Genomic DNA, 23,568 nt, shown 5'->3' on the forward strand with positions numbered 1-23,568 from the left:
GGTTAATTGATGATTTGACCACTCAATCTTTTGAGTTCAATTTCGGCGATTTTGGCCGAGTTAAGTGCTTCCAGGTGTCTGATCTGGGCATTCACAGCATTGTTTTGTGCTTCTCTGATCTCGAGTGGGTTGGATTTACCAATGCGGTATCGCTCCAGGGCGATTTCCACGTTTTCCTTGGCCACTTCCAGGTTCTGCTCTTCCAGCGCCACGAGGGTGAGTGAATTTTTCAAAGTCAGAAATCCTGACCTAATGGCGGTAAGGAGCTGCATTTTGGCTTGTTCAAAAGCAGTCATGGCGTACTCACTTTGGATCCTGGAGTTTTGTATGGCCCTTTGCTGGTTGAGCCCATCAAAGAGGGTCATGGTAGCAGAGAGGCCATAGTTGACACCATTGGTTCTGTTGCTTTGCAGGAAACCCGCTTCGGCCTTCAGGTTGGAATAGTTGTAGCCCAGGTTAAAGTCAAGTGAGGGATACAGCTCCCGCTCTCGCTCCCGCGTGGTGAGCACGGCTACTTCCCGCTGACTTTGGAGGTACTGCAGATCCGGGTTTTGCTGCAGGGCGGTCTCTTCCAGCTCAGGAAGAGCTAGTAGCCCATTCAGCTCATAGTTGTACTGAAGTGACAGGCTATCCGATGTATCCAGTCCCAGCAGTTGGAGGAGCGCCAGTTTGCTTCGGGCGATGACTTCCTGCTGACGTACCAGCGCAGACTGGTCGGTGTTGTAGTCCACCTGAGCCTGCAGGTATTCCAGCTTGCTGGCCTTGCCCACTTCATATTTCTCCTTACTGATACCCACCCGCTCCTCTGAGAGGGCCAGAGTACTTTGAAGCAGCGCCAATCGTTCCTGCTCCAGGGCCGTGTTGTAAAAGGCCTTCATTACATCTGAGAGCACGTTCTGCACCTGGGCCCTGAAGGCGTATTCGTTGGTTTTTTGAATCTCTTCCAGTCGTTCTTTTGTGGCAAACATCTTCAGTCCATCAAAAAGGGTCCAGGCCATATTGACACCAGCATTGTAATTGGTGGTTTTGGCCGCTGTGCGGGACTGTGTATCTCCTGAGAAAAACTGTTGCTCAGTGTTCTGAATACTTTGCCGGGCTTCCCCACTCAGGTCGATGGTAGGGAGCATGCCTGCATTCCCCATGGTATTATCGTTTTCCGCTAATACTACCTGATACGATTCCAGGATCAGGTCAAAATTTTTCTCCAGGGCGATAGATACGACAGTTTCTTCATCCATTACCAGATGCGGATCCTGAATAAATGAAATCATACCGATCAGAATGAAAAGTCCTTTTATCATACTCTGCTTAGTCTTTTTTGCTTGCTGGTAAGGAATGAGTAAATGGCCGGTATCACAAATAAGCTCAGAAAGGTGGCGATAATCATGCCCCCAATCACGGCTATCCCCATAGATACACGGCTTTCTGCACCTGCACCCAACGCCAGGGCTATGGGGAGGATGCCCAGAATGGTGGATAAGCTGGTCATCAGGATGGGTCTGAATCGCATTTTTGCAGCCCCTTTGATTGACTCCATGATGGAATAGTCCTGTGCTTTACGCTGGTTGGCAAATTCCACTATCAGAATTCCGTTTTTGGTGATGAGTCCGATCAGCATGATCATCCCGATTTGAGAGAAAATATTGAGTGATTCGTTGAAATACCAAAGACTGAGCAGCGCGCCTGACAGAGCCAATGGCACCGTAAACATGATGATCAGCGGATCGCGGAAACTCTCAAACTGGGCTGCCAACACCAGGTATATCAATATCAGCGCCAGAGCAAATGCAAAATAGAGGTTGCTTGCGCTTTGCTGGAACTCCAGAGACGTTCCCGAAAGGGCTGTTTGGAAACGATCATCCAACACCTCCTCGGCAATCAGGTCCATTTCTTTCAGCCCCTCACCCAGAGAAACCCCTTCGGCGAGTTTGGCTGATACAGTGGCTGAAGTGAATCGGTTGTAATGAAAGAGCTGAGGAGGAGTGGAGCGTTCCTCCAGGGTGACCAGATTATCCAGCTGTACCAGCTCCCCATTACTAGCTTTTACATAGATTGACTTTAAATCCAGAGGTTCATTTCGGTTGCTCTTTTCCAGCTGACCGATCACGTAGTATTGCTTTCCATTCATGATGAAATAGCCGAATCGATTCCCACTCAGACTCAGTTGAAGCGTCTGGGCAATGTCTTTCACTGAAACGCCCATCGTCTGAGCCTTTTCACGATCTATTCGTACTCCAATCTCAGGCTTGTTGAATTTCAGGTTCAAATCCACAAAACTGAAATGGGGATTGGCCGAGGCTTTTGCTAAAAAAGCAGGGAGCACCTCTTTGAGCTGATCCAGGTTTCTGGCCTGGATGACAAAGCTCACCGGCATGCCACCAAAGCTCCGTCCAATGGATTCGGGTTCATTGATAAAAGCCCGTGCTTTTGTGCTTTTAGCCACCTCTGGCTGTACGTCCATAACGATCTCATGCTGTGTGCGCTTTCTATTTTTGGCGTCTTCCAGTTTCATGATAATGAAAGCCGAGTTGACCGACCCGGATGATGTGAAACCCGGTGAAGTAATGGTGATGATGGATTTTGCTTCGGGTACCTTTTCTGAAAGTACAGAGGTCATTTCTGTAGCATAGGCATCCATGTATTCGAAAGTGGCTCCCTCGGGACCAGTAGCGAATATTCTGAACTGTCCCCGGTCTTCCAGAGGGGAGAGTTCTGAAGGCAGAGTGAGGGCAAAGATGTAGATAAGCACTCCTGATATGATGATGATCAGTCCTGACAACCACCTGTTGTCCATGAAGGAGTCAAGGGCATTGTTGTACCCATTATTCATCCAGATAAAAAAGGGTTCGGTTTTGCGATAAAACCACTGCTTTCGCTCCCTTTTCTTGAGCATTTTACTGGAAAGCATCGGGGTAAGCGTGAGTGCCACAAAAGAAGAAATGACCACTGCCACCGCTACGGTGATGCCAAACTCTCTGAAAAGACGTCCTGTGAGGCCCTGAAGAAACACGATGGGGAAGAATACGGAGGTCAGTGCCACAGTGGTAGATATGACCGCAAAGAAAATCTCTTTGGTCCCTTTCTTACCTGCTTCTTCGGGCTCCATGCCATCCTCTATCTTGCTGTAGATGTTTTCCAGTACCACAATTGCATCATCCACCACCAGCCCTATAGCCAGTACAATACCGAGCAGCGTAAGGACGTTGATTGAAAAATCCAGGGCGTACATGGTGAAAAACGACCCAATCAGGGCAATAGGCACCGTGATCACGGGGATAAACGTGGTACGCCAGTCTCTTAAAAAGGCAAAGATGATCAGCACTACCAGTCCGAAGGCTACAAAAATGGTTTGCTGTACCTCCGCTATGGATTCTTTGATGTACTGCGTATTGTCAAAGGCTATTTCCGTGGAAATGTCCTCTGGCAAGTTTTTCTGAAGGCCTTCAAGGCGCTTGTAGAATTCCGCGGCGATTTCCAGGTTGTTGGAGCCAGGCTGTGGTACGATGGCATTGAGTACCAGAGGTATGCCATTGTTGCGTAGTGCTGTTCGTTCATTCTCAGGAAAAAATTCGGCTCTGCCAATATCTCTGAATCGCACAATGTCATTGTCAGACTCCTTTAAAATCAGGTCATTGAATTCCTCAGGGGAGGATAACCGTCCGAAAGTTCGTACGGTAAGTTCTGTGGCCGATCCTTCGATTCGCCCGGAGGGGAGTTCAATATTCTGGTCACCCACAGAGTTCAGAATATCCAGTGGAGTAAGGCGATAGGCAGCCAGCTTATCAGGATCCATCCAAAGCCGGATAGAATATTTCTTTTCACCCCAGATCCTGACTTCACTTACGCCGGGTATGGTCTGAAAAGTTTCTTTGAAAATGTTGTCTGCTATTTCAGTCATTTCCAACAGATTGCGCTTCTCGCTGAATATCCTGAGGGCAATGATAGGGCTGGAGTCGGCATCTGCTTTGGTCACAATAGGCGGATCTGCATCCGGGGGAAGGTTTCTGATGGCCCGGGATACTTTGTCGCGCACGTCATTGGCGGCTGCTTCCAGGTCTACTTCCAGATTAAACTCGACGGTGATGGTACTGCGACCATCGGCGCTGATCGAGGAGAGGGTTTTGATGCCATCTATCCCATTGATCGATTCTTCCAGGGGCTCTGTGATCTGGGTTTCGATGACATCTGCACTGGCCCCGGTATAGCTGGTAGAAACCGTGATAACCGGTGGATCCACACTCGGGTATTCCCGTACGCCCAGAAAGTTGAATCCAATGACACCAAACAAAATGATGATCACTGACATCACAATGGCTAATACAGGGCGTTCTATACTGATGTTAGAGATGCTGGCCATGGCTATTTGATGTTGAGGTTTACTTCCATGCCCTGACCGATCTGAAGAATCCCGCTGGAGATTACGGTGTCTCCTTCATTGAGGCCACTTATAATCTGCAACCTGTTTTCCGTACGGATACCAGAGGTCACCTGCTTTGAGTTGACCACACCTTCACGGTACAAATAGACTTTTTTACCATTAAGTTCCGGAATTACCGCTTCTGAGGGCACCAGCAGGGCATCCTCAATGACCTCCAGCGTCAGACTGATCCGGGCAAACTGTCCCGGAAAAAGCTTCCCACCCGTGTTATCAGCTTTTGCTCTCAAGCGAATACTCCTGGTCTGTGGGTCTATCTGTGGCTCAATGGCATAGATGGTACCCCCAAAGCTTTGATCATATGCATCCACTGTGAAGTCTATCCGGTCTCCCACATTGACCACTCCAATGTACTTGCTGGGGATGGTGAATTCCAGTTTGATTGGGTTGATTTTGTAAAGTTCAGCTACACGCGTCCCGGGGTTGAGGTAACCACCTTCGGAGATGCTTCGAAGGCCTACCGTCCCATCAAAGGGTGCCCGGATATAATGCTTTTCAAGCCTGGCCTGTAAAACCTTAATCTCTGACCTTACCGTGTTGAGGGTGGTGAGGGCAGTTTCATATTCTTCGCTACTGATGGCTTCCTTTTCCAATAGTTGACGCTGACGAAACTCGTTGTCTTCATTCAGTTTCACTGTAAATCGAAGCTTTTCTATCTCTGCGAGAATCTCCTCGTCATTTAGTTTGAGCAGGAGTTCACCCTTTTTCACTTTTTGCCCCTCCGTGAAGGAGATGGCTTCTATTTTGCCCGCTACTTCCGCATTCAAAGTCACTGACTCATCTGCCAGCAGGCTCCCGGTGGTATTTACCTGGTTTTTGAGTTGCTCTTTCTTTAGAATAACGGCATCTACGGTGATCTGGGGGCCACTTGCAGCTTGCACAGCTTCGTTAGCTTTATCACCACCCTTTGGGATTTTCGGATAGGCAATCAAGCCAAGTATGACCAGGGCAATGATGATGTACAGCAGCCTTTTGATGTTTTTGTTCATGGAATTAGTGTTGTCTGCGGGTTCTCTCCCTTTTACTGATCAGAATCTGATTCATAAAGGTAGTGGACAAAGGTCGAAATTCAGCTCATAAGGAGGATGAGAGGTACTCAATTGGCTTAAGCGGTTTCGGTATCGTAGATCGCACCGAGACTGGAAAAGGTAAGCCAGGATATGAAGAAACTGAAGGGAATACTAGGGGATCAGAGATTGTCCAAAGCTTCTAGTCAATAAGTTGAATCAGTATTAATTAATACCTCATTATTTTGTTGGTTTTGTATCTATCTGAATGAATTGTTACGATATGTGTAAATATGAATAGTGAAATTGGTGTATTCTTGAACTATTCATTATGTTTGAACAAATAAACATATTAGATTATTTAATTGGATTTAAAAGTAGATCATAGCAGTCCTGTACCTCTTCACCTACAAGTGGAGAAATTATTGAGAGATCTGATTGATCATCCCAATTATACCAATGGTGCATTCTTGCCAAAGGAGGTTGAGTTATCTAAACTTTTAGGAGTTTCTAGAAATACAGTGCGACAAGCCACCAACAAACTCGAGTATGAAGGTTTAATATTTCGGAAGAAGGGAGTGGGAACAAAAGTCGCTAAAAGAGAAATAAGTACCAACCTGGGGGAGTGGCATAGCTTCACTCAGGAGATGAGTTCAAAGGGAATACCCTTTAGGAACCTTGAACTGGAAGTTGAGTGGGTCGTTGTTTCAGAGAGAATTAGTAATTTTCTGAATGTTGATCCGGGATTTAAGGTTCTGAAACTTTCCAGACTTAAAGGCACAGAAGAACCTCTTGTTTATTTTGAAAGTTATTTCCAGCCCCGTATAGGTCTAACAGGTAATGAAGATTTCAGTAAGCCACTATACGATATTCTTGAGCGGGATTATCATTCCATACCAGCTATTTCGAAAGAGAATATTAAGGCTGGTTTAGCGGGAAGTAAGGCGAAGAAGTTGAAGATAGGGGAAAATGACCCCATCCTCATTAGAGAGCGATATGTGTCAGATCCAGGAAATAGACCATTGGAGTACAATATTGGTTACTATCGGTCAGACATGTTTACCTACACAATAGAAATCAGACGATAATGATGTATAGCATAGGAGTAGATATAGGAGGTAGTCACATAACCTCTGGAATGTTTGAACATATGAACAAACAATTAATGAAAAATACTATTGTTACACTTCCGGTTGACAATGGAGCTTCTAAATCAGAAATATTATCTCAATGGACTGAAGCGATTCAGCGGACCATGTCGATCAGCGGAGTAGCTCATGTAGAAGGTATTGGTTTGGCAGTACCAGGGCCGTTTGACTATTACAATGGAATCTGTTTAATCAAGGGTGTGCAGAAGTTTGACTCACTGTATGAGGTAAACATAAGAGAAGAACTTTCCTCGCGGTTAAATCTACCAGGCGATAAAATTCGGTTTATCAATGACGCAGCTTCGTTTTCAATCGGAGAAGCAAAATTTGGAGAAGCGTCCACTTTTAGGAGATGTGTCGCTATAACGTTGGGGACTGGTTTCGGTTCTTGCTTTTTGATTGATGGACAGCCTATTGTCAATGGGCCTAACGTTCCAGAGCAAGGTGTCTTGTATGATAAATACTTTGACGGACATATGGCCGACGATCTGTTTTCTACCAGGGGTCTGATCAATTCATTTAATCAACTGACAGGCAAGAAAGTTGATTCTGTACTGGATATATATCAAATGGCTAAAGAAAACACAACTGCATATGAGGTGTTCAAAGATTTCGGCTCAGAACTGGGGAAGTTCCTGAAACCTCACCTTTCTCTATTTAATGCCGAAGTGTTGATTCTCGGTGGGAACATCTCTAAGGCCTTTGAATATTTTGGGGATAAACTTCAGGAGCAATTACCTGAAATTAAAATAACTGTATCGAAACTCAATGAAAATGCTGCCCTAATCGGAGGGGCAAGCCTTTTCGAGAAGGGCTATTATTCCGAGTTATCAACTACGCTCAAACTGATGAACTAATGAGAGGTCAATCAATCAAATTAATAGCACCTGTCCTTTTATCCTATATCGTTATGGGTTTTGTAGACATTGTCGGTGTTTCTACAGGTTATGCTCAGCGAGATTTTAGCCTGACACCGGACATGGCTCAGTTGATCCCATCCATGGTATTCGTTTGGTTTTTTGTTCTGTCGATCCCGGTTGGAGTATTGCAGAGCCGATTAGGCAAGAAAAGAATCTTGATAACAGGTGTTTTCCTAACCTCCTTGGGAATGTTTGTGCCATTTATCCATTATTCTTACCCTACGCTTTTGCTATCATTTTTATTTCTCGGTGTTGGAAATACAGTAATTCAAGTTGCTTCTAATCCACTACTAAAAGATGCTGTGCCGGAGAGTAAATTCTCCAGCTTTATGAGTTTATCACAATTCATCAAAGCAATCAGTTCATTGATTGGGCCTCTCATTGTGACCATAATGGTGACGAGATTTGGTGACTGGAAGCATGTTTTCCTTGTTTATGGTGCAGTCTCCATTATCTCTGGCACATGGTTGATAATGGTGAATATTGAAGAGGCCCAAACCACACAAAAAGCTTCTTTCAGTTCAAGTCTCAAGCTCCTTCGGAACCCATTGGTCCTGTCAATGGTGGTGTCCATCTTTCTAATCGTAGGTCTGGATGTGGGTATGAACACCAACATTCAAAACCTACTGGTTCAAAAGTTTGGTTTGACCCTTGAGAAGGCATCTCTCGGTATAAGTGTTTACTTTTTTGCGCTGATGGTCAGTAGGTTCTTCGGGGCAATTTTACTGGCTAAAGTAAAGAACTTCTCATTCCTAGTTTGGTCAGCTTTGCTTTCGTGCTTATTCATCATTTTATTAATGGTTTCGCCATCATCCAGTCTGGCTATTGTGTCAATTGCATTGATTGGTCTGGTTTCTGGCAATCTCTTTCCACTCGTATTTTCACTAACGATCAACAAGCTTCCAGAGCGGTCAAATGAAATATCAGCCTTAATGATAATGGCTGTGGTTGGTGGAGCTGTAATACCTCCGGTCATGGGGCTCGTCAATAAAATGTTGGGGGCTTCTTTAAGCTTTGTAGTGGTTCTGATCTGTGCGCTATACGTTTTTGGTTCTTCATTTATTTTAAAAAAACACTAGTACTCATGAAAAATATTTTATACTTATTTCTGGTTGTTGTGGCTTTCTCTTGCAATGTTCCGCAATCAGCTCCTACTCAAGAAGCTAAAGCGTCCGTTCTGGATTATGTAGATCCAAATATTGGGACAGCTCACAGTCGATGGTTTTTTTATACGCCAGCAGCCGTTCCTTTTGGGATGGCCAAGCTAGGCCCATCTACTGATGGTAGCTATGGTAATGAACAAGGATGGGAAGCTGTAGGGTATGATTCACGTCATGAGAGTATTGAAGGATTTGCGAACCTTCATGAGTTTCAGGTGGGAGGACTATTGTTTACCGCCATGACCGGTGATCTAAGGACCATCCCAGGTACTTTGGATGATCCTGATGGTGGATATCGTTCCAGGTTTGATAAGAAGGATGAAGAGGCTTCACCTGGTTACTACAGGGTGTTGCTCAAAGACTATGGTGTAACAGCAGAGCTTACCGCCACCAAAAGGGTAGGTTATCAAAAATATACCTTTCCTCAATCCAGGGATTCATATATTCTTCTGGATATTGGTAACCAGCTAGGAGAAAGTGGTAAGGTGAAGGATGCGATGGTGCGCTATGTAGGTGATGGACAAGTAGAAGGCTGGGTGATTACTTACCCTGAGTATGTGAAGAAATATCAGGCTGGAGGTGAAGTCAGAATGTATTTTTCAGGGGTTCTGGATCGAAACCCTGACGCTATAGGTACATTTAGAAACGAAGAGGCTTATGAAGGTGAAGCGAGTATTTCAGGAAAAGGAGCAGGCATATACTTTAAGTATACTACAGAGGAAGATGAGTCCATTGGAATTAAAGCAGGTTTTTCATTCACATCCATTGAAAATGCCAGGGAAAATTTAGATGCAGAAGCAGCGGATCTGACATTTGAGGATGCGCTGCTTGCTGCTCAGGAAATTTGGGCAGAAGAACTGAATAAAATAAAGGTTTCTGGTTCGAACGAAGAGGATAAAACCAAATTTTACACTGGTTTGTACCATGCTCTATTAGGTCGAGGACTTGCAAGTGATGTAGATGGTAGCTTTCCACAGAATGATGGATCTATTGGGAGTATCCCATTGAAAGAGTCTGGTGAGCCAGCGTTTAACTTTTATAATACAGATGCGGTCTGGGGTGCATACTGGAACCTGACACAGCTATGGGCTTTGGCATGGCCAGAATACTACAATGACTTTGTGCAAACGCACCTCGCTGTTTATAAAAACTCAGGCTGGTTGGGTGATGGTATCGCCAATTCGAAATTTGTCTCAGGGGTTGGTACCAACTTCGTAAGTCTGATTATCGCATCGGCCTATCAGTGTGGTATTCGGGACTATGATGTGGAACTGGCTTTCGAGGCGGCGTACAAAAACGAAGTGGCCTATCAGAACCGAATAGAGGGTGCTGGTAAGACCGATTTGGAAGGTTTTGTTAAAAATGGATACGTCGCTTATGTACCTGGCTGGAATACCACCTCAGAAGGTTCAGGTTTTTCCGTTTCGCATTCACTGGAGTATGCTTACAGTGCATATTCAGTTGCGCAGTTTGCTAAAGCACTCGGTAAGGATGAAGAATATGAAGAGTTAATGGCTCTGGCAGATAACTGGAAGAACTTTTATGATGATGAGATTGATTTTGTGCGGCCTATCATGCCTTCCGGTGAGTTCATTGAGGATTTTGACACCTTCGCGCCATGGATAGGTTTCCAGGAAGGAAACGCCTGGCAGTATACCTTCTATGTGCCGCATGATCCCGAAGCACTCATTTCCAGAATGGGTGAAAGGAAATTCGTAGATCGGCTGGATTCCATCTTTACCGTTTCAGAAAAGACAAAGTTCGGAGGAGAAGAAATAGATGCTTTTGCAGGCCTGACGTACCTCTACAATCAGGGTAACCAACCGAATCTACATATCCCGTGGTTGTTTAATTACACCGATCATCCGTGGTTGACGCAAAAATGGGTCCGACGGATCTGTGATGAGTTTTATGGAACAGGGCCTGTGCATGGTTATGGCTATGGTCAGGATGAAGATCAGGGTCAGTTAGGTGCCTGGTATGTCATGGCTGCCATGGGACTGTTTGATGTGAAAGGTTTGATTGAGACAGAACCAACATTCCAGTTTGGAAGCCCAATTTTTGACAAAATCGAAATTCAGACAGGTGCTTCCAACAAACTAACTATAGAAGCAAGTAATAACAGCAAGGACAATATGTACATCCAGTCCATTAACATTGACGGATCACTATTTACGGAAAGCCAAATTCCTTATGAACGATTGAAAAATGGAGCTCATATTATCATTGAGATGGGAAGTAGTCCTCAGAAGGAGCTTTATGATGGGAATTAGAATAAGGCAATACGGAGATCTCTATGGGGCTACGTATTGCAATAATCGCAATTCAGGATATTGATTTGTAAAAAATATTTATTACATTTGATATGTCTGAACATTTGGACTTAATAACTAAAATGGAGAATAATTAGCATCAATTAAACTAAAACCCATATGAGACATACCTACTTACTTTTACTCTTTTGCACCATAGCTATTTCGGCTTTAGGCCAGAATGGAGCAGTCAAATTGAATGCAAGCAACACTGATAGTTATGTTGATGCAGGTTATAATGACGATTACCTCACTGAAGGAAGTTACACCTATCAGGCATGGATTTATCTGGAAGCTGCCAATACTAATGGCTACATTATGGCTACTGAGGATGATCAAAAAGGATTTTCGTTTCGGATGTCAACAAATGACGCTGTAGAGTTTGTTCACGGTATTCCTGGATGGCATACCATTAACAGTGGAGAAGTTACAGTTCCTTTGAAAACATGGACACACGTGGCGGCTACCTATGATGGTACCGACCTGGTACTTTTGATGAATGGAGATTCGGTCACATCCAATCAACCAGCTGAGCCAATGATTACCTCAACCCAGAATCTGATTATAGGAGAGGGTGCTACATGGAAGGAAAGACGATTTACAGGTATTATTGACAATGTGCAGATATGGTCTGAAGCTCGCTCAGAGACGGCCATCAAAGAAAGTTTGTTTGAAGAACCAGCCGGTACAGAGACGGGTTTAATCGCTGCGTGGTTGTTTAATGAAGTATCTGGAAGCACAGCTTCAAGTGCTGGTGGTGCCTATGCAGCAACTTTAGGCAACTCAGTTACCCGAGTATCTTTAAAGGAGGACTTTTCATTAGTTTTTGATAAAAGCCAGACGCCAAGTTTGGTGGACTTTGGTGTGAATGCATCTTTATCTCCTGCTGCTCCTTTCACTATTGAAGCGATGGTGTGCCCATTTGAAAATAACAACGGATATATCGTTTCAGGTGAAAATGGAACAGATGGGCCAAATGGTATCACTTTAAGAATGGCCGGTACATACGGTGTTGACTTTTATTTTGGAGGGAGTGGAAACTGGAATCTGATCAACTCAGGAGACAATGCCCTGGATTCTGGAAAGTGGTCTCATGTGGTGGGTACTTATGCCGAGGATACGCTGAGACTATACATTAATGGTTCTGAAATGGCCAAAGCATATAACACCAATGCAGTAGGAGTCTCTACAACTGCTTTTACAGTTGGTGAAGGTTCTGAATACAGAGATCGTGGGTTTACTGGAAAAATTGACAATGTAAGGTTATGGAATACCGCAATTAAGTCGGGTGAAGTCTTGCTGCTTAAGGATACGATTATCGAAGAAGCATCTGATGATTTAATCGCTGCATGGGCTTTCAATGAGGGGGCTGGAAATACAACAACTGACGTAGCACAGGTATACACCGGTACTTTGAGCAACGTAACCTGGGTTCAGAATGGTTATTATGTTACACAATCGACCGATACCGAAAACCAGGCTCCTCAGGCCAGTGCGACTGTTGACATTGAGGATGGGGTTATTGGTCAGACATTTGCTTTTGATGCGTCAGGTTCTTCTGACAGAGATGGAGATGCTCTGACTTACACTTGGGATTTTGGTGACGGCAATAGTGAATCTGGTGAGTCAGTTAGTCATGCTTATGATACCGAAGGTGAGTATGAGGTAGTATTGATGGTTTCAGATGGAGAGGCCAGTAGTACGGCTAGTTTGTCTGTTTCTGTTTCTGTTAACCAGAATCCAATAGCCGCTTTTACCTCTTCAGCCACGTCTGGATTTTTGGTACTCACAGTTGATTTTGACGCTTCAACTACTGTTGATCCTGAAGGACACGAACTTTCATATGACTGGGATTTTGGCGATGGAAATACGGGAGAAGGTGTGCAGGTCACTCATAGTTTTGAGCAAGTTGGGACATTTGACGTAGTACTTACGGTATCTGATAGCTATGGAGGTTCAGCAACGGAAAGTACCACTGTGGGGGTGTTGGAAGAGCAGGTAACCTTATCTACTGATTCTCAAGTAGGTCTTCAGGTCTATCCCAATCCGGTAAATGATTTTGTGAAAATAGAAGGACTGGAAGGAGCCTTTACATACAGTATCATCGGAATGGACGGTAGGGTATATCTCAGTCAAGATACACAACAAACATCCCTAAATATATCACACCTTCCAAAAGGGATGTACTTGATTGAGATCTCTAATGATAAGGTCAATATTTCACAAAAAGTCCTAAAACAATAAACCCAAATACAGATGATGAAGAATTATACAAAATTTTTATCACTATGCCTTTTGGCTTTGTTGAGCACTGGATTGTTTGCTCAAGAGCGGGTGATCAAAGGTACAGTCACAAGTGAAGATGGGCCATTAATTGGGGCCTCTGTAGTTGAGAAAGGCACGTCTAATGGTACAATCACCGATATAGACGGTAATTTCCAACTTTTACTAGCCGGTGAAAACACCAAGACAATCGTGGCGTCGTTTGTTGGTTTTCAATCGCGAGAGGTTACACTGTCCAGCGCTCAAACACAGATAGAAGTCATGCTGGAAGTTGATTACGCTTCACTTGAAGAAGTTGTAGTTGTTGGCTATGGAACCAAGAAAAAAGTAAACTTAACTGGCTCCATAAGTCAGGTTGATGAGCAGGCATTTAAAGGGAAATCTGTAACTAATTCTTACCAGGCCTTGCAGGGTGAAGCTCCCGGGCTGATCATACAGCAAGGAACTTCAGAGCCGGGCTCAGTACCTCAAATCAATATCAGAGGGTTGAGTACGATCAATGGAAACACACCACTGATAGTGGTAGACGGAGTAATCAGTTCGCTAAATAATGTTAACCCGAATAATATTGAAAGTGTAAGTGTACTAAAAGATGCAGCTTCAGCAGCAATCTATGGGTCAAGGGCTGCTAATGGAGTGATTTTAGTTACCACAAAATCAGGAGAACCGGGGAAACCTAAGTTCACTTACAGCACAATGATGGGGATCCAGCAGCCGACTAATTTTCCTAAGGCTGCTGATTCATGGGAGTACGCCACGCTCCGGAATGAAGCTTTGGTCAACTCTGGGCTATCACCAGCTTTCACACCTGAGCAGATTTTAGGATTTAAGGAAAATGGCCCGAACACATTTCATTACAGAGAGATTTTTAAAGACCAGGCAGCGCAAAGCAGCCATAATTTATCCATGAGTGGAGCTGATAATGGCCTTAACTATTTTATGTCTTTGGGTTACCTGGACCAGAATAGTTTATTCAAGGGTCCAGATTATGGCTATAAGAGATACAACTTTCGAATTAACCTATCAAAGGAGATCAGTGATAAGTTGAAGGTGTCAGGTCGCATGTCTTTTGCCAGAAACGACATTAAGGATCATGCATGGTGGACCGAGTGGTTGATAGAGCCGACAGTTCGAATACCAACTATTTATGACATAGTAGACGAGAATGGAGATTATACCCTGGTAAGTGGTAGTAATGGTAACAGTTTAGCCAGACTGGAACAAGGTGGTTCCAGGACTAGTCAAAATGATGAAGCATTGGGAAATGTTAGCCTGGAATATAAACCAATAGATGGGTTGACATTGCGAGGTGTATTAGGTGGTAATATTACGAGCAACCAAACCCACCAGTTCCGAAAGGCGATAACGTACGCTTACCCTGGAGGTGGTGATAATCAAAACTCCGTAACGGATCAGTACAGTAGATCACTCTATTTGAATCCGTATGTTACTGCCAATTATCAACTGGAGTTATTTGATAATCACGAGTTTGAGGTTTTGATTGGTGCTTCATCTGAAAGTTTCAAGACGCAATTTTTTGGAGTGACGGGCTTAGATGTACCTGGGAATGAATTTGGAGTCATCGGAAATACATCGGAGATTCTTCAGAGCGAAACATACGGATCGGCAAATGACTGGGCTATTAATTCATTCTTTGGGCGGGTAGGGTATACCATTTCAGACAAGTACTTGTTTGAAGCCAATCTGAGATATGATGGGTCGTCCAGGTTCTCTGATGAGAATAGGTGGGGTACGTTTCCTTCCTTTTCCTTAGGTTGGGTGGCTAGCAATGAGGCTTTCTTCCAACCACTCACGTCAGTTATATCATTTGCCAAGATACGTGCCTCATGGGGCAAGTTGGGTAACCAGGACATCAACGACCTTTATGGCTACCAAAGTCTAGTAAGTGCTTCTCCAAATATTTATGCTTTTGGAAATGTGGGGGTACCCGGATCTTTTTATTCCGTATCCAATGCTTCCAGAACCTGGGAGACATCTACCATGAAAAATATTGGATTGGATCTTTCCTTTATGAAAGATCAGTTGAATTTGTCCGTGGATGTGTTTGACAACCTTACAGAAGATATCCTATTGCAACTGCCTGTGCCAGATGTTTATGGATTGGGGCAACCCTTTCAAAATGCAGGTTCAGTAAGAAATCGTGGATGGGAAGTTGCTCTTGATTACCGTTTCAGAAGTGGCTCATTCAATCACTCATTTAATGTGAACGTATCTGATAACCTGAATGAAGTCGTTGACCTAAAAGGAAGAGAGTTTATTTCTGGTGGTGATGTTCAGACCATCCTCAGAGAAGGGTATCCGATGTATTCTTACTATGCCCTAATGTCTGATGGCTTTTTTAACTCCACAGAGGAGATCGATGCAAGTGCTACACCCATCTTTGCCACAAGTGTGAAGCCTGGAGATATTAAGTATGTAGACAGAAATGGTGATGATGAAATCAACTATGAAGATGACCGGTTCATTGTGGGTAACCCATTTCCGCGATACAATTTTGGTTTCACATATAGAGCTGAGTGGAATGGACTTGATTTCAGCCTGTTTCTACAGGGGTTAGGTAAGAGATCTCAGTGGGTAAGGGGTGAAATTGTAGAGGCTTTTCACAATAGCAACGAAGGTCCTGTTTTTAAGCAACATCTGGATAGGTGGACACCTGTGAATACGGATGCTTCTTATCCAAGATTAACCATTGGTTCTGAATCAGTCAACAATGCAGCCCGGTCAGATTTTTGGATTTTTGATGCTAAGTATCTACGCATCAAAAATGTACAGATTGGATATACGCTACCGGAAACGTGGACCGGTAAAATTGGAATGTCGAATGCCAGATTTTATGTGTCAGGGTTCAACTTATTAACATTCAGTCCATTTGACATTGGCCTAGATCCAGAGGTCAATGGCAGCCTTAGCGGAGCAGGAGCACCTTATAGTGGTCGAGTGTATCCGGTAAGCCGAGTCATCTCAGCAGGGTTAGATATTAATTTTTAAACAAACAGATCAATGAAACGAATTATAACATATTTAGTGGTGATAGCTGTGATCAGTAGCTGTGCCGATTTGGATCTGGTGCCTAAGGATGCACAAAGTGAACTTAATTATTGGCAGACCGAGGAGGATGCAAGAATCTTTCTGAACTCCATGTATGCTGACTTAATGAGTGCAGACTCTTATTTACTATTGAGTGCACTCAGTGATGATGCTTATACCAGGGCACAGGAAGGCTATCGAAACATTGCCAATGGAAACTATGACGCCTCAAATGGAGTGGTGCGTGGCATGTGGTCTGGTCGTTACGCCAGTATTCGCCGGTCCAATATTTTCTTAAATAACATTAATAATGTTGTCGAGATAAGTGAAGAGAAAAGAGCTGCCTACATCGCAGAAGCGAGGTTCATCAGGGCTTGGCATTACTTCTATTTGATCGAACTGTTTGGAGACGTACCTTTCATTACCGATGAAATCAGCATTGAGGAGTCGCTGGAGGTCACACGTACTGATGAAGCTGAGATTCTTGGTTTTATCTATGATGAACTTGATCTGGCCATTTCGGACTTACCTTCAGATGTTGCGGGAGATCAGCAAGGAAGAATTACTTCAGGAGCAGCTATTGCTTTCAAATCCAGGGTACACCTGTATAATGGTCAGCATTCTGAAGCCGCTGCTTTGGCAGGACAATTAATTGATGAATACGCTCTGTTTCCTAACTATGGTGGGCTGTTTAACATGGCCAATGAAAATAATGAAGAAGTGATACTGAGTTTGCAGTATGTGCCGGTGGATCGGGAGCATGGCATTCAGTACTTCTTGATTCCTCCAAGTTTGGGTGGTTATGCCAACTTTTCTCCTTTGCAGGAGCTGGTTGATAGCTACCCAATGGCCAATGGCCTTGCTATAGATGATCCATTATCAGGGTACGATGAATCAAACCCTTACCAAAATAGAGATCCCCGGCTTTCAGCGACAATTATTCATGATGAATATAGCTTGACTGATTTTAGTGGAAATGAAGTGACTATCGATACTTCACCTGGTGCCGAACCAAATGGGTTGAACTTCTCGTCCAATTCCACACCTACCGGATATTATGTGTCTAAATTTTATGACCAGCAAGCAAGAAATGTATCAAATTCTGGTTTGAATCTCATAGTGATCAGGTATGCAGAAGTCTTGCTCAACTACGCTGAAGCAAAGATTGAATCAGGAACTTTTACTTCTGCTGATTGGAATAATACCGTTCGGCAGATTCGTGAAAGGGCTGGTTTATCTGGTGCTGCAGCATTGAATTACCCTGGGAATGACCAGGAAGCATTGCGAACTATAGTACGCAATGAAAGAAGGTTAGAACTGGCTTTTGAAGCAGGGCACAGATTTTTTGATATCAGGAGGTGGCAAATCGCAGATGAAGTACTTGACGGCTGGGCACATGGTATACAAACCAATGTGTCACCACAGGATGATGGTTATGAAAGAGTGGATTTAAGAACTTTTGATACTGACAAGCACTATCTCTGGCCTATTCCGCAAAGTGAAAGAGATATCAATGACAAATTATCACAAAACCCAAATTGGTAATGAAAAAGATTAGAAAATATTCGGTTTTGGCAATGGTTTTTGCCTTGATGTTTTTCTCCTGTAATAAGGAGGAATTTGAACTTAATAGTGAAATAGCGCAGGTGGGTTCATTGGAAGGTCCTGTGAATGACACAAGAATTCAAATAGATCCTGAAAATGGAGAAAGCGTGACTTTTAACTGGACTCCGGCACAGGCCGCTGATGGGGGATTGATACTCTACACAGTTTTATTTGATGTGGAAAGCGGCTCATTCGAAGAACCAATTTATTCCATTTCATCTGATAACAAAGGAGGAGGAACTACGCTTACTATGAGCCAAGTGTTTCTGAATATAATAGCTGCCAAGGCAGGTATTGAGCAGTTAACAACGGGTAAGGTGAAATGGACTGTAAAAGCCTCCAGTGGATATCAGTCAAAGGTCTTTGATCAAAGTCTTGGGCTTTCGCTGACAAGGCCTGAAGGTTTGGCGATTTTCCCGAAATACATGTACATCCATGGATCAGCGACAGAAGGCGAGGAGTTGTCAGATGCGGTTGCCTTCAAAGAGATTGTCAACGAACTACCTACAGATAACTTCAACCCTGGTGTTTTCGAATCAATTTCTAAACTAACACCGGGTGAATTCTATATTGTTGATTCGAATAATCCGGACTCTACGGTAAACAACTATTACCTGAACAGTGAAGGTAAAATCAGAAGTGGGGATCAGGCTACCTCATTTACCGGAGAAGAGGGAGTTTACAGGATAAGGATGAATTTGTCTGCTGCCACCATTTCCTATGAGAAAATATCGGATTTGGAGCTCTACATATTTGCGAGTCAGGTCACCAAGGCGGAATTATCTTATGTCGGTAATCACACCTTTGAATCAACCAATGGATTTTTTGATTTTCTAAATCCCGGCGATCCGGAAGCCCCAGACTGGTTAGGTTGGGAGGAAGAGCGATATCGCTTCAAATTAATGATAGATGGGACGCAAACTTACCTTGGCAGCTTTCACAACGAAGCTATGAATGCATCGCTGGTAGAGGGTCAGAGTGCTTATAATGTCAGGCCAACAGGAGAAGAGCCAGTCAGCTACTACAATGTTTATTTTCTTGGAGCTGATGCAGGTTACTGGCAAGGAGCCTGGAAGTTTGCTGATGAGTACAATGGAGCACCATTTACCGTAAGGGTAATATTTGATCCCAAAGCGGATCACTATTACCATGAGTTTGAATTGAATTAGTACTATTAAATACACATGAAATATACAGTTGTGAATATTCTAATTATATCAATTATCAGCTTAATCGCCTGCAAAGAACCCGTGGATGATCAGCTTGTTGACCCTACGGACAAAGACACTACAAGTGTTGAGATATCTTATAAGGAGAAGGCAAAGTCTGTTTATGATTTCATCCAAAACAATTATAAAGCTGGTGACTTATATCGGGAGAATAATCCTACTCAAGGTGGAGATAACAAGTACTGCTATCTCTGGCCTTATGTAGGAATGCTCACTGCCGGTAATGTGCTCTATGAGCTGGGTTATGACCAATCCATCCATGACAAGGAATTTGATGGTTTGGAGTTTTTTTATGAAGCCAGGGAAGAGCTTCCCGGGTATCAGGCATATCCCATAATTGAGGTCAAATCTGACCACTATTATGATGACAATTGTATTGTGGCGATGGAGTTGATAGACGCTTACAGGTTGCTCGGAGATCAGCAGTTTCTGGATCGGGCCATTGCAATTACGGAATTTATCATGTCCGGTGAAGATTCACGAATGGGCGGTGGCCTCTACTGGCTGGAAGCAGTAGCCGGAGATTGTACCTCCGGCCCCAATTGCATAAAAGCAGCCAATACTACCGCATATGCAGCTTTTGTCACCAGTGAGCTGTATAAAGAGACTCAGGAAGAAAGATATCTTGACTTTGCGAAAAGGACTTATAAGTGGAATTACAACACTTTACGGGATACTTCTGATGATTTGTATTGGAACGATATAAACATAGGTACCAATCAAATCAACCCTGTAAAGTGGACTTACAATGCCGCCATGATGATCATGTCAGGGGTGAACCTCTATGAGATCACCGGAGAGCAATCCTATTTAGATGAGTCCATTGCCACGGCCAGATCATCTTTTTCAAAGTTTACATCTGTGCGTGACGATCAACTTTTCTTTCCGGCGAATGATCCATGGTTTAATACTGAGCTGATGACCTCATTTATCAAGTTGTCAACGTATGACGACAAATCGAAAGAATACATTGAGGTTTTTATCAAAAACGCAGATCATGCATGGGAAAATGCGCGCACTCAGGAGGGCCACTTTTATGAAGACTGGTCCGGCAACCGCCAGGGAAGGTACTTCTGGCTTTTGCATCAGGCGTGTATGATCGAAGTATTTGGCAGGGCTGCAATTTATAGAGGTGAATAAAGTATTAGAATAAAGCAAGAGCAAATGTCTGTAACACAGCAAGAGGAAATTAGAAATACACAACAGTACGAATTACCCGTAAAGAAAGAGAATAGATCAAACGGATATGATATCTACCCGACTCATAATATAGGTGCAGGGTTAATATTTGAAGGTTATGAGTCACTGGCCAGGGAGTTGGCTAATAGTTCTCATGTAAAGATCGATGGCTATGTGGGAGTCTTGTTTGAAGACCTCAAGCAGCAGTTGGATAGCGCGTTTGAGAAAATTGATATTCGCCCGAAATGGGTGAATGTAAAGGATGCTATGTTTCCAGAGGAGGAGATCAACGATAAGGTTGGGCCGTTTTTAGGAGGTGATGATCCGGTTTTCGGAAAGCTAACATGTCTCGAGCTTATTGATTTTTTCAATTCAGATCAGCTAAAAACGTTGGCTTCCGAAAACACCGTCGAACCGATAATTTTTTATGGAGTGGGTGCTTCTCTGATCCCAGTTGACGGGGTGAATGTCTACTTTGAAATAAGTAAAAACGAAATTCAATTTCGATCAAGGGCGGGATCGGTTCTCAATTTGGGCAGCTCTAAGCCTGCAGACCCGAAGGTCATGTACAAACGGTTCTATTTCGTTGATTGGGTTGTACTCAATAAGCATAAGAAGCGAGTGAAAAATGAGATTGATCTTTTGGTGGATGGGCAGCGTTCGCAGAATATAACATGGATTAAAGGGAATGAATGGAGGAAGACCTTGGCTAAAATTGTAGAAGAGCCTATTCGTGTACGCCCGTGGTTTGAGCCAGGTGCCTGGGGCGGAACCTGGATCAAAGACAAAATCGAAGGCCTTGAACAGGATGTGGTCAATTATGCATGGTCTTTTGAATTGATTGTTCCTGAAAATGGGGTCATTATCGAGAGCTCAGGATTGATGCTTGAGTATTCTTTTGATTTTCTTATGTTCATGGCCGGCCAAAAGATACTCGGAACCGACTATGAGGAGTATGGTTTTGAGTTCCCAATTCGTTTTGATTTTCTAGACACTTTTGATGGTGGTAACCTCTCTATCCAGTGCCATCCTCAGCTGGATTACATGAAAAAGAACTTTGGTGAGAATATCACACAGGAAGAAACCTACTATATACTTGATTGTCAAAATGATGCGAAAGTTTATCTTGGATTTCAAGAAGGAGTAACCCCTGCAGCATTTCAGGAGGCTCTGGAGAATAGTCAGAAAAATAAAGAAACAATTAAGATTGAAGAGTACGTTCAGGTTTTCGATGCACAAAAGCATGGCCTGTATCTCATTCCTCCTGGCACTATTCACGGGTCAGGAACGGATAATCTGGTACTAGAGATTAGCTCCACACCGTACATCTATACTTTTAAGATGTATGACTGGTTGAGGCTGGATCTGGATGGTAATCCAAGGCCCTTGAATATCGAAAGAGGCATGGATAATCTCGATTTCGAACGATCCGGAGCAAGTGTAAAGGACGAACTCATCTCGAAACCCTACCTACTTGATCAGACAGAAAACTGGGAATTGTATCATTTGCCCACCCACGAAAAGCATTTATATGATGTGCACAGATATGTGGTCAACTCAGAGGTGACAATAAATACAGAAGGTAAAGCGCATGTGTTGAGCCTAGTAGAAGGAGGTCAAATACGGGTTACGACCAAAAACAATTCCATGATATTCAAGTATGCTGAAACATTCGTTATTCCTGCCGCCGCGAATCAATATGTTATTGAGAATTTATCTCAAACCCCCGTTTTAGTGGTAAAGGCATTTATCAAATAGGGCTAGTAGGACACTAAGGCGGACTTTCCATGTCATGTGGGAATCCAATTCCGGCCCCTAGGGGGCCGGAATACTCTCTGGAAATTTTTAATAAACATAAATCAATAACACAATGAAAAAAGAAAACCCAAAAAGTCTGTCCTTAGTAGTTTTGATGATTCTTTTCTCATGCCATCAAGAGGTGGATGTAACCAAGATCTCTCCACCCATGGAGCCAGGGGTAGTTCCCTCATCCACTGCAAATTCTGCATATTGGACAAAGGCTCAAGAAACCCATAATTTTATTTATGGAAATACATTGACTTCCTATGATAGTTATCATGCTAATCTTACGACCAATTATAACAACTGTTGGGAATGGTACAATGTCAGCCACATCTATGCGGATGCGGAAATGGTAAGGCAAGGTGATACACAATACCTTCCGTATATGAATGATACTTATACATTTATGGGAAATATGTGGGACTATGCATCCAGTGGACTTGGAGGGTATTTTTCCTCAGTTAACCTGGATGGTACAGGTGCAGGAGGCGACAAGTATGTAGATGACAATTCAGTAACCGGAATTACATACCTTGATTGCTACAATGTTACATCAGGTACTCAACAAACCCAGTACTTGAATTCGGCCATTGCGGTAGCTAACTGGCTTATGAATGCTGGTGTCTGGGATTATACCTTTAACGGTGGGTTCTGGTGGAATGATGGCACAAAGAATGTGGCGCCAAACGTCAAGCCAACTCAAACCAATGGTCTAGCCATGCATTTGTTTATCAGGCTCTATGATCTTACCGGACAATCGTATTATCTCTCCTGGGCCAATTCAATTAAGGCGTGGTTAGAAAGTGAAATGTATGATAGCAGTGATGGACTATTTATCTGGCAAATCGAACCGGGCGGAACAAAGCGGTATGAGAAGTTTACCTATGACAATGCCATCATGATAGAAGCATACCTGGCCTACTATGACGTAACTGGTAATAACAGTTATCTCACTAAAGCTCAAAACCTCGGTATTGCGCTAAATACAGTTCTTTGGGACTATACTTCCAACGTTTACGAATTCAATACTTCAGACCCTAGAGTAAATCCAGCTTGGTGCGGTTGGGGGTCTCAGGCGATGATCAAGCTTTATGAGGCCGATGGCAATTCTGCCTGGTTGGACTATGCTCAGGATAATATTGATTTCATCAATTCCCACAATAGAAATACAACCAATCATGGCTATTATCATTTTACCAATTTGAATGGAACACTCAGTGATGGTAAATATGAGTCTGTTGATCAGGCGTGGATGCAGAGAATTCAAGGAATGCTTGCCGAGTACAGGTAGACTTGCACTTGCTATGAAAGGATGCTCTTATAAGGAGCATCTTTTCTTGTACAGTTGCAGATAGATCAGGATATTTAATTACTTCAGTTGTTGGATGCTATAAAGGATATTATTCCCAGACTCCTGTCCCGATCAGGTACCTGTTGTT

General features: G+C 43.4%; 14 protein-coding genes. 11 read left to right on the plus strand and 3 right to left on the minus strand.

Annotated elements, in window-relative coordinates:
* Positions 1-2 precede the first annotated feature (2 nt).
* From ACHKAR_RS05125 to ACHKAR_RS05135, 3 genes are read right to left on the minus strand one after another with little or no spacing between them, the layout of a single operon-like run.
* Positions 3-1,301 carry a TolC family protein gene (locus tag ACHKAR_RS05125; RefSeq protein WP_395416444.1) on the minus strand — a complete coding sequence of 433 codons (1,299 nt, stop codon included), beginning with the start codon at positions 1,299-1,301 and terminating at the stop codon, positions 3-5.
* On the minus strand, positions 1,298-4,357 hold the full coding sequence (locus ACHKAR_RS05130; RefSeq protein WP_395416445.1) for an efflux RND transporter permease subunit: 3,060 nt from the start codon (positions 4,355-4,357) through the stop codon (positions 1,298-1,300). Before ACHKAR_RS05130 ends, ACHKAR_RS05125 begins: the two co-directional genes overlap by 4 nt.
* Positions 4,358-4,359: 2 nt before the next feature.
* Positions 4,360-5,424 carry an efflux RND transporter periplasmic adaptor subunit gene (locus tag ACHKAR_RS05135; protein ID WP_395416446.1) on the minus strand — a complete coding sequence of 355 codons (1,065 nt, stop codon included), beginning with the start codon at positions 5,422-5,424 and terminating at the stop codon, positions 4,360-4,362.
* A gap of 383 nt (positions 5,425-5,807) precedes the next feature.
* Here ACHKAR_RS05135 and ACHKAR_RS05140 point away from each other — a divergent pair, with 383 nt between their 5' ends.
* The 11 genes from ACHKAR_RS05140 to ACHKAR_RS05190 all read left to right on the plus strand — a co-directional run bounded on the left by ACHKAR_RS05140 (position 5,808) and on the right by ACHKAR_RS05190 (position 23,420).
* The gene (locus ACHKAR_RS05140) at positions 5,808-6,530 is read left to right on the plus strand and encodes a GntR family transcriptional regulator (RefSeq protein ID WP_159580907.1); all 723 of its coding nucleotides are present in this window, start codon (positions 5,808-5,810) and stop codon (positions 6,528-6,530) included.
* A 2-nt stretch (positions 6,531-6,532) separates the two neighbouring features.
* Entirely contained in the window at positions 6,533-7,447 is a 915-nt protein-coding gene (locus tag ACHKAR_RS05145) for an ROK family protein (RefSeq protein WP_395416591.1), read from the plus strand.
* Positions 7,447-8,589 (plus strand): MFS transporter, encoded by a 1,143-nt coding sequence (locus tag ACHKAR_RS05150; protein WP_395416447.1) that lies wholly within the window; start codon positions 7,447-7,449, stop codon positions 8,587-8,589. The genes ACHKAR_RS05145 and ACHKAR_RS05150 overlap by 1 nt, the downstream gene beginning before the upstream one ends.
* 5 nt (positions 8,590-8,594) lie before the next feature.
* A complete protein-coding gene (locus tag ACHKAR_RS05155; protein ID WP_395416448.1) occupies positions 8,595-10,943 on the plus strand; it encodes a GH92 family glycosyl hydrolase in 2,349 nt (782 codons plus the stop codon).
* A gap of 159 nt (positions 10,944-11,102) precedes the next feature.
* On the plus strand, positions 11,103-13,226 hold the full coding sequence (locus tag ACHKAR_RS05160; RefSeq protein ID WP_395416449.1) for a LamG-like jellyroll fold domain-containing protein: 2,124 nt from the start codon (positions 11,103-11,105) through the stop codon (positions 13,224-13,226).
* Between the two features lie 12 nt (positions 13,227-13,238).
* A complete protein-coding gene (locus ACHKAR_RS05165; protein ID WP_395416450.1) occupies positions 13,239-16,274 on the plus strand; it encodes a SusC/RagA family TonB-linked outer membrane protein in 3,036 nt (1,011 codons plus the stop codon).
* A gap of 12 nt (positions 16,275-16,286) precedes the next feature.
* The gene (locus ACHKAR_RS05170) at positions 16,287-17,858 is read left to right on the plus strand and encodes a RagB/SusD family nutrient uptake outer membrane protein (protein ID WP_395416451.1); all 1,572 of its coding nucleotides are present in this window, start codon (positions 16,287-16,289) and stop codon (positions 17,856-17,858) included.
* Positions 17,858-19,087: a SusE domain-containing protein gene (locus ACHKAR_RS05175; protein WP_395416452.1), complete on the plus strand. Its 1,230-nt coding sequence runs from the start codon at positions 17,858-17,860 to the stop codon at positions 19,085-19,087. The genes ACHKAR_RS05170 and ACHKAR_RS05175 overlap by 1 nt, the downstream gene beginning before the upstream one ends.
* Before the next feature lie 15 nt (positions 19,088-19,102).
* On the plus strand, positions 19,103-20,287 hold the full coding sequence (locus tag ACHKAR_RS05180) for a glycoside hydrolase family 76 protein (protein WP_395416453.1): 1,185 nt from the start codon (positions 19,103-19,105) through the stop codon (positions 20,285-20,287).
* Between the two features lie 24 nt (positions 20,288-20,311).
* Positions 20,312-22,084: a class I mannose-6-phosphate isomerase gene (locus tag ACHKAR_RS05185; RefSeq protein WP_395416454.1), complete on the plus strand. Its 1,773-nt coding sequence runs from the start codon at positions 20,312-20,314 to the stop codon at positions 22,082-22,084.
* 112 nt (positions 22,085-22,196) lie between these two features.
* On the plus strand, positions 22,197-23,420 hold the full coding sequence (locus tag ACHKAR_RS05190) for a glycoside hydrolase family 76 protein (RefSeq protein ID WP_395416455.1): 1,224 nt from the start codon (positions 22,197-22,199) through the stop codon (positions 23,418-23,420).
* The last annotated feature ends 148 nt before the right edge of the window (positions 23,421-23,568 follow it).

Origin of the sequence: Marinoscillum luteum, from assembly GCF_044005705.1 — a bacterium.
In the GTDB taxonomy this organism is placed as follows: Bacteria; Bacteroidota; Bacteroidia; order Cytophagales; family Cyclobacteriaceae; genus Marinoscillum; species Marinoscillum luteum.

What these genes read in the sequence shown, in the direction of transcription:
- ACHKAR_RS05125 (WP_395416444.1), bottom strand. Translation starts at nt 1,301, where the DNA reads ATGATAAAAGGACTTTTCATTCTGATCGGTATGATTTCATTTATTCAG.
- ACHKAR_RS05170 (WP_395416451.1), top strand. Translation starts at nt 16,287, where the DNA reads ATGAAACGAATTATAACATATTTAGTGGTGATAGCTGTGATCAGTAGC.
- ACHKAR_RS05165 (WP_395416450.1), top strand. Translation starts at nt 13,239, where the DNA reads ATGATGAAGAATTATACAAAATTTTTATCACTATGCCTTTTGGCTTTG.
- ACHKAR_RS05130 (WP_395416445.1), bottom strand. Translation starts at nt 4,357, where the DNA reads ATGGCCAGCATCTCTAACATCAGTATAGAACGCCCTGTATTAGCCATT.
- ACHKAR_RS05175 (WP_395416452.1), top strand. Translation starts at nt 17,858, where the DNA reads ATGAAAAAGATTAGAAAATATTCGGTTTTGGCAATGGTTTTTGCCTTG.
- ACHKAR_RS05145 (WP_395416591.1), top strand. Translation starts at nt 6,533, where the DNA reads ATGTATAGCATAGGAGTAGATATAGGAGGTAGTCACATAACCTCTGGA.
- ACHKAR_RS05180 (WP_395416453.1), top strand. Translation starts at nt 19,103, where the DNA reads ATGAAATATACAGTTGTGAATATTCTAATTATATCAATTATCAGCTTA.
- ACHKAR_RS05190 (WP_395416455.1), top strand. Translation starts at nt 22,197, where the DNA reads ATGAAAAAAGAAAACCCAAAAAGTCTGTCCTTAGTAGTTTTGATGATT.
- ACHKAR_RS05135 (WP_395416446.1), bottom strand. Translation starts at nt 5,424, where the DNA reads ATGAACAAAAACATCAAAAGGCTGCTGTACATCATCATTGCCCTGGTC.
- ACHKAR_RS05185 (WP_395416454.1), top strand. Translation starts at nt 20,312, where the DNA reads ATGTCTGTAACACAGCAAGAGGAAATTAGAAATACACAACAGTACGAA.
- ACHKAR_RS05155 (WP_395416448.1), top strand. Translation starts at nt 8,595, where the DNA reads ATGAAAAATATTTTATACTTATTTCTGGTTGTTGTGGCTTTCTCTTGC.
- ACHKAR_RS05150 (WP_395416447.1), top strand. Translation starts at nt 7,447, where the DNA reads ATGAGAGGTCAATCAATCAAATTAATAGCACCTGTCCTTTTATCCTAT.
- ACHKAR_RS05160 (WP_395416449.1), top strand. Translation starts at nt 11,103, where the DNA reads ATGAGACATACCTACTTACTTTTACTCTTTTGCACCATAGCTATTTCG.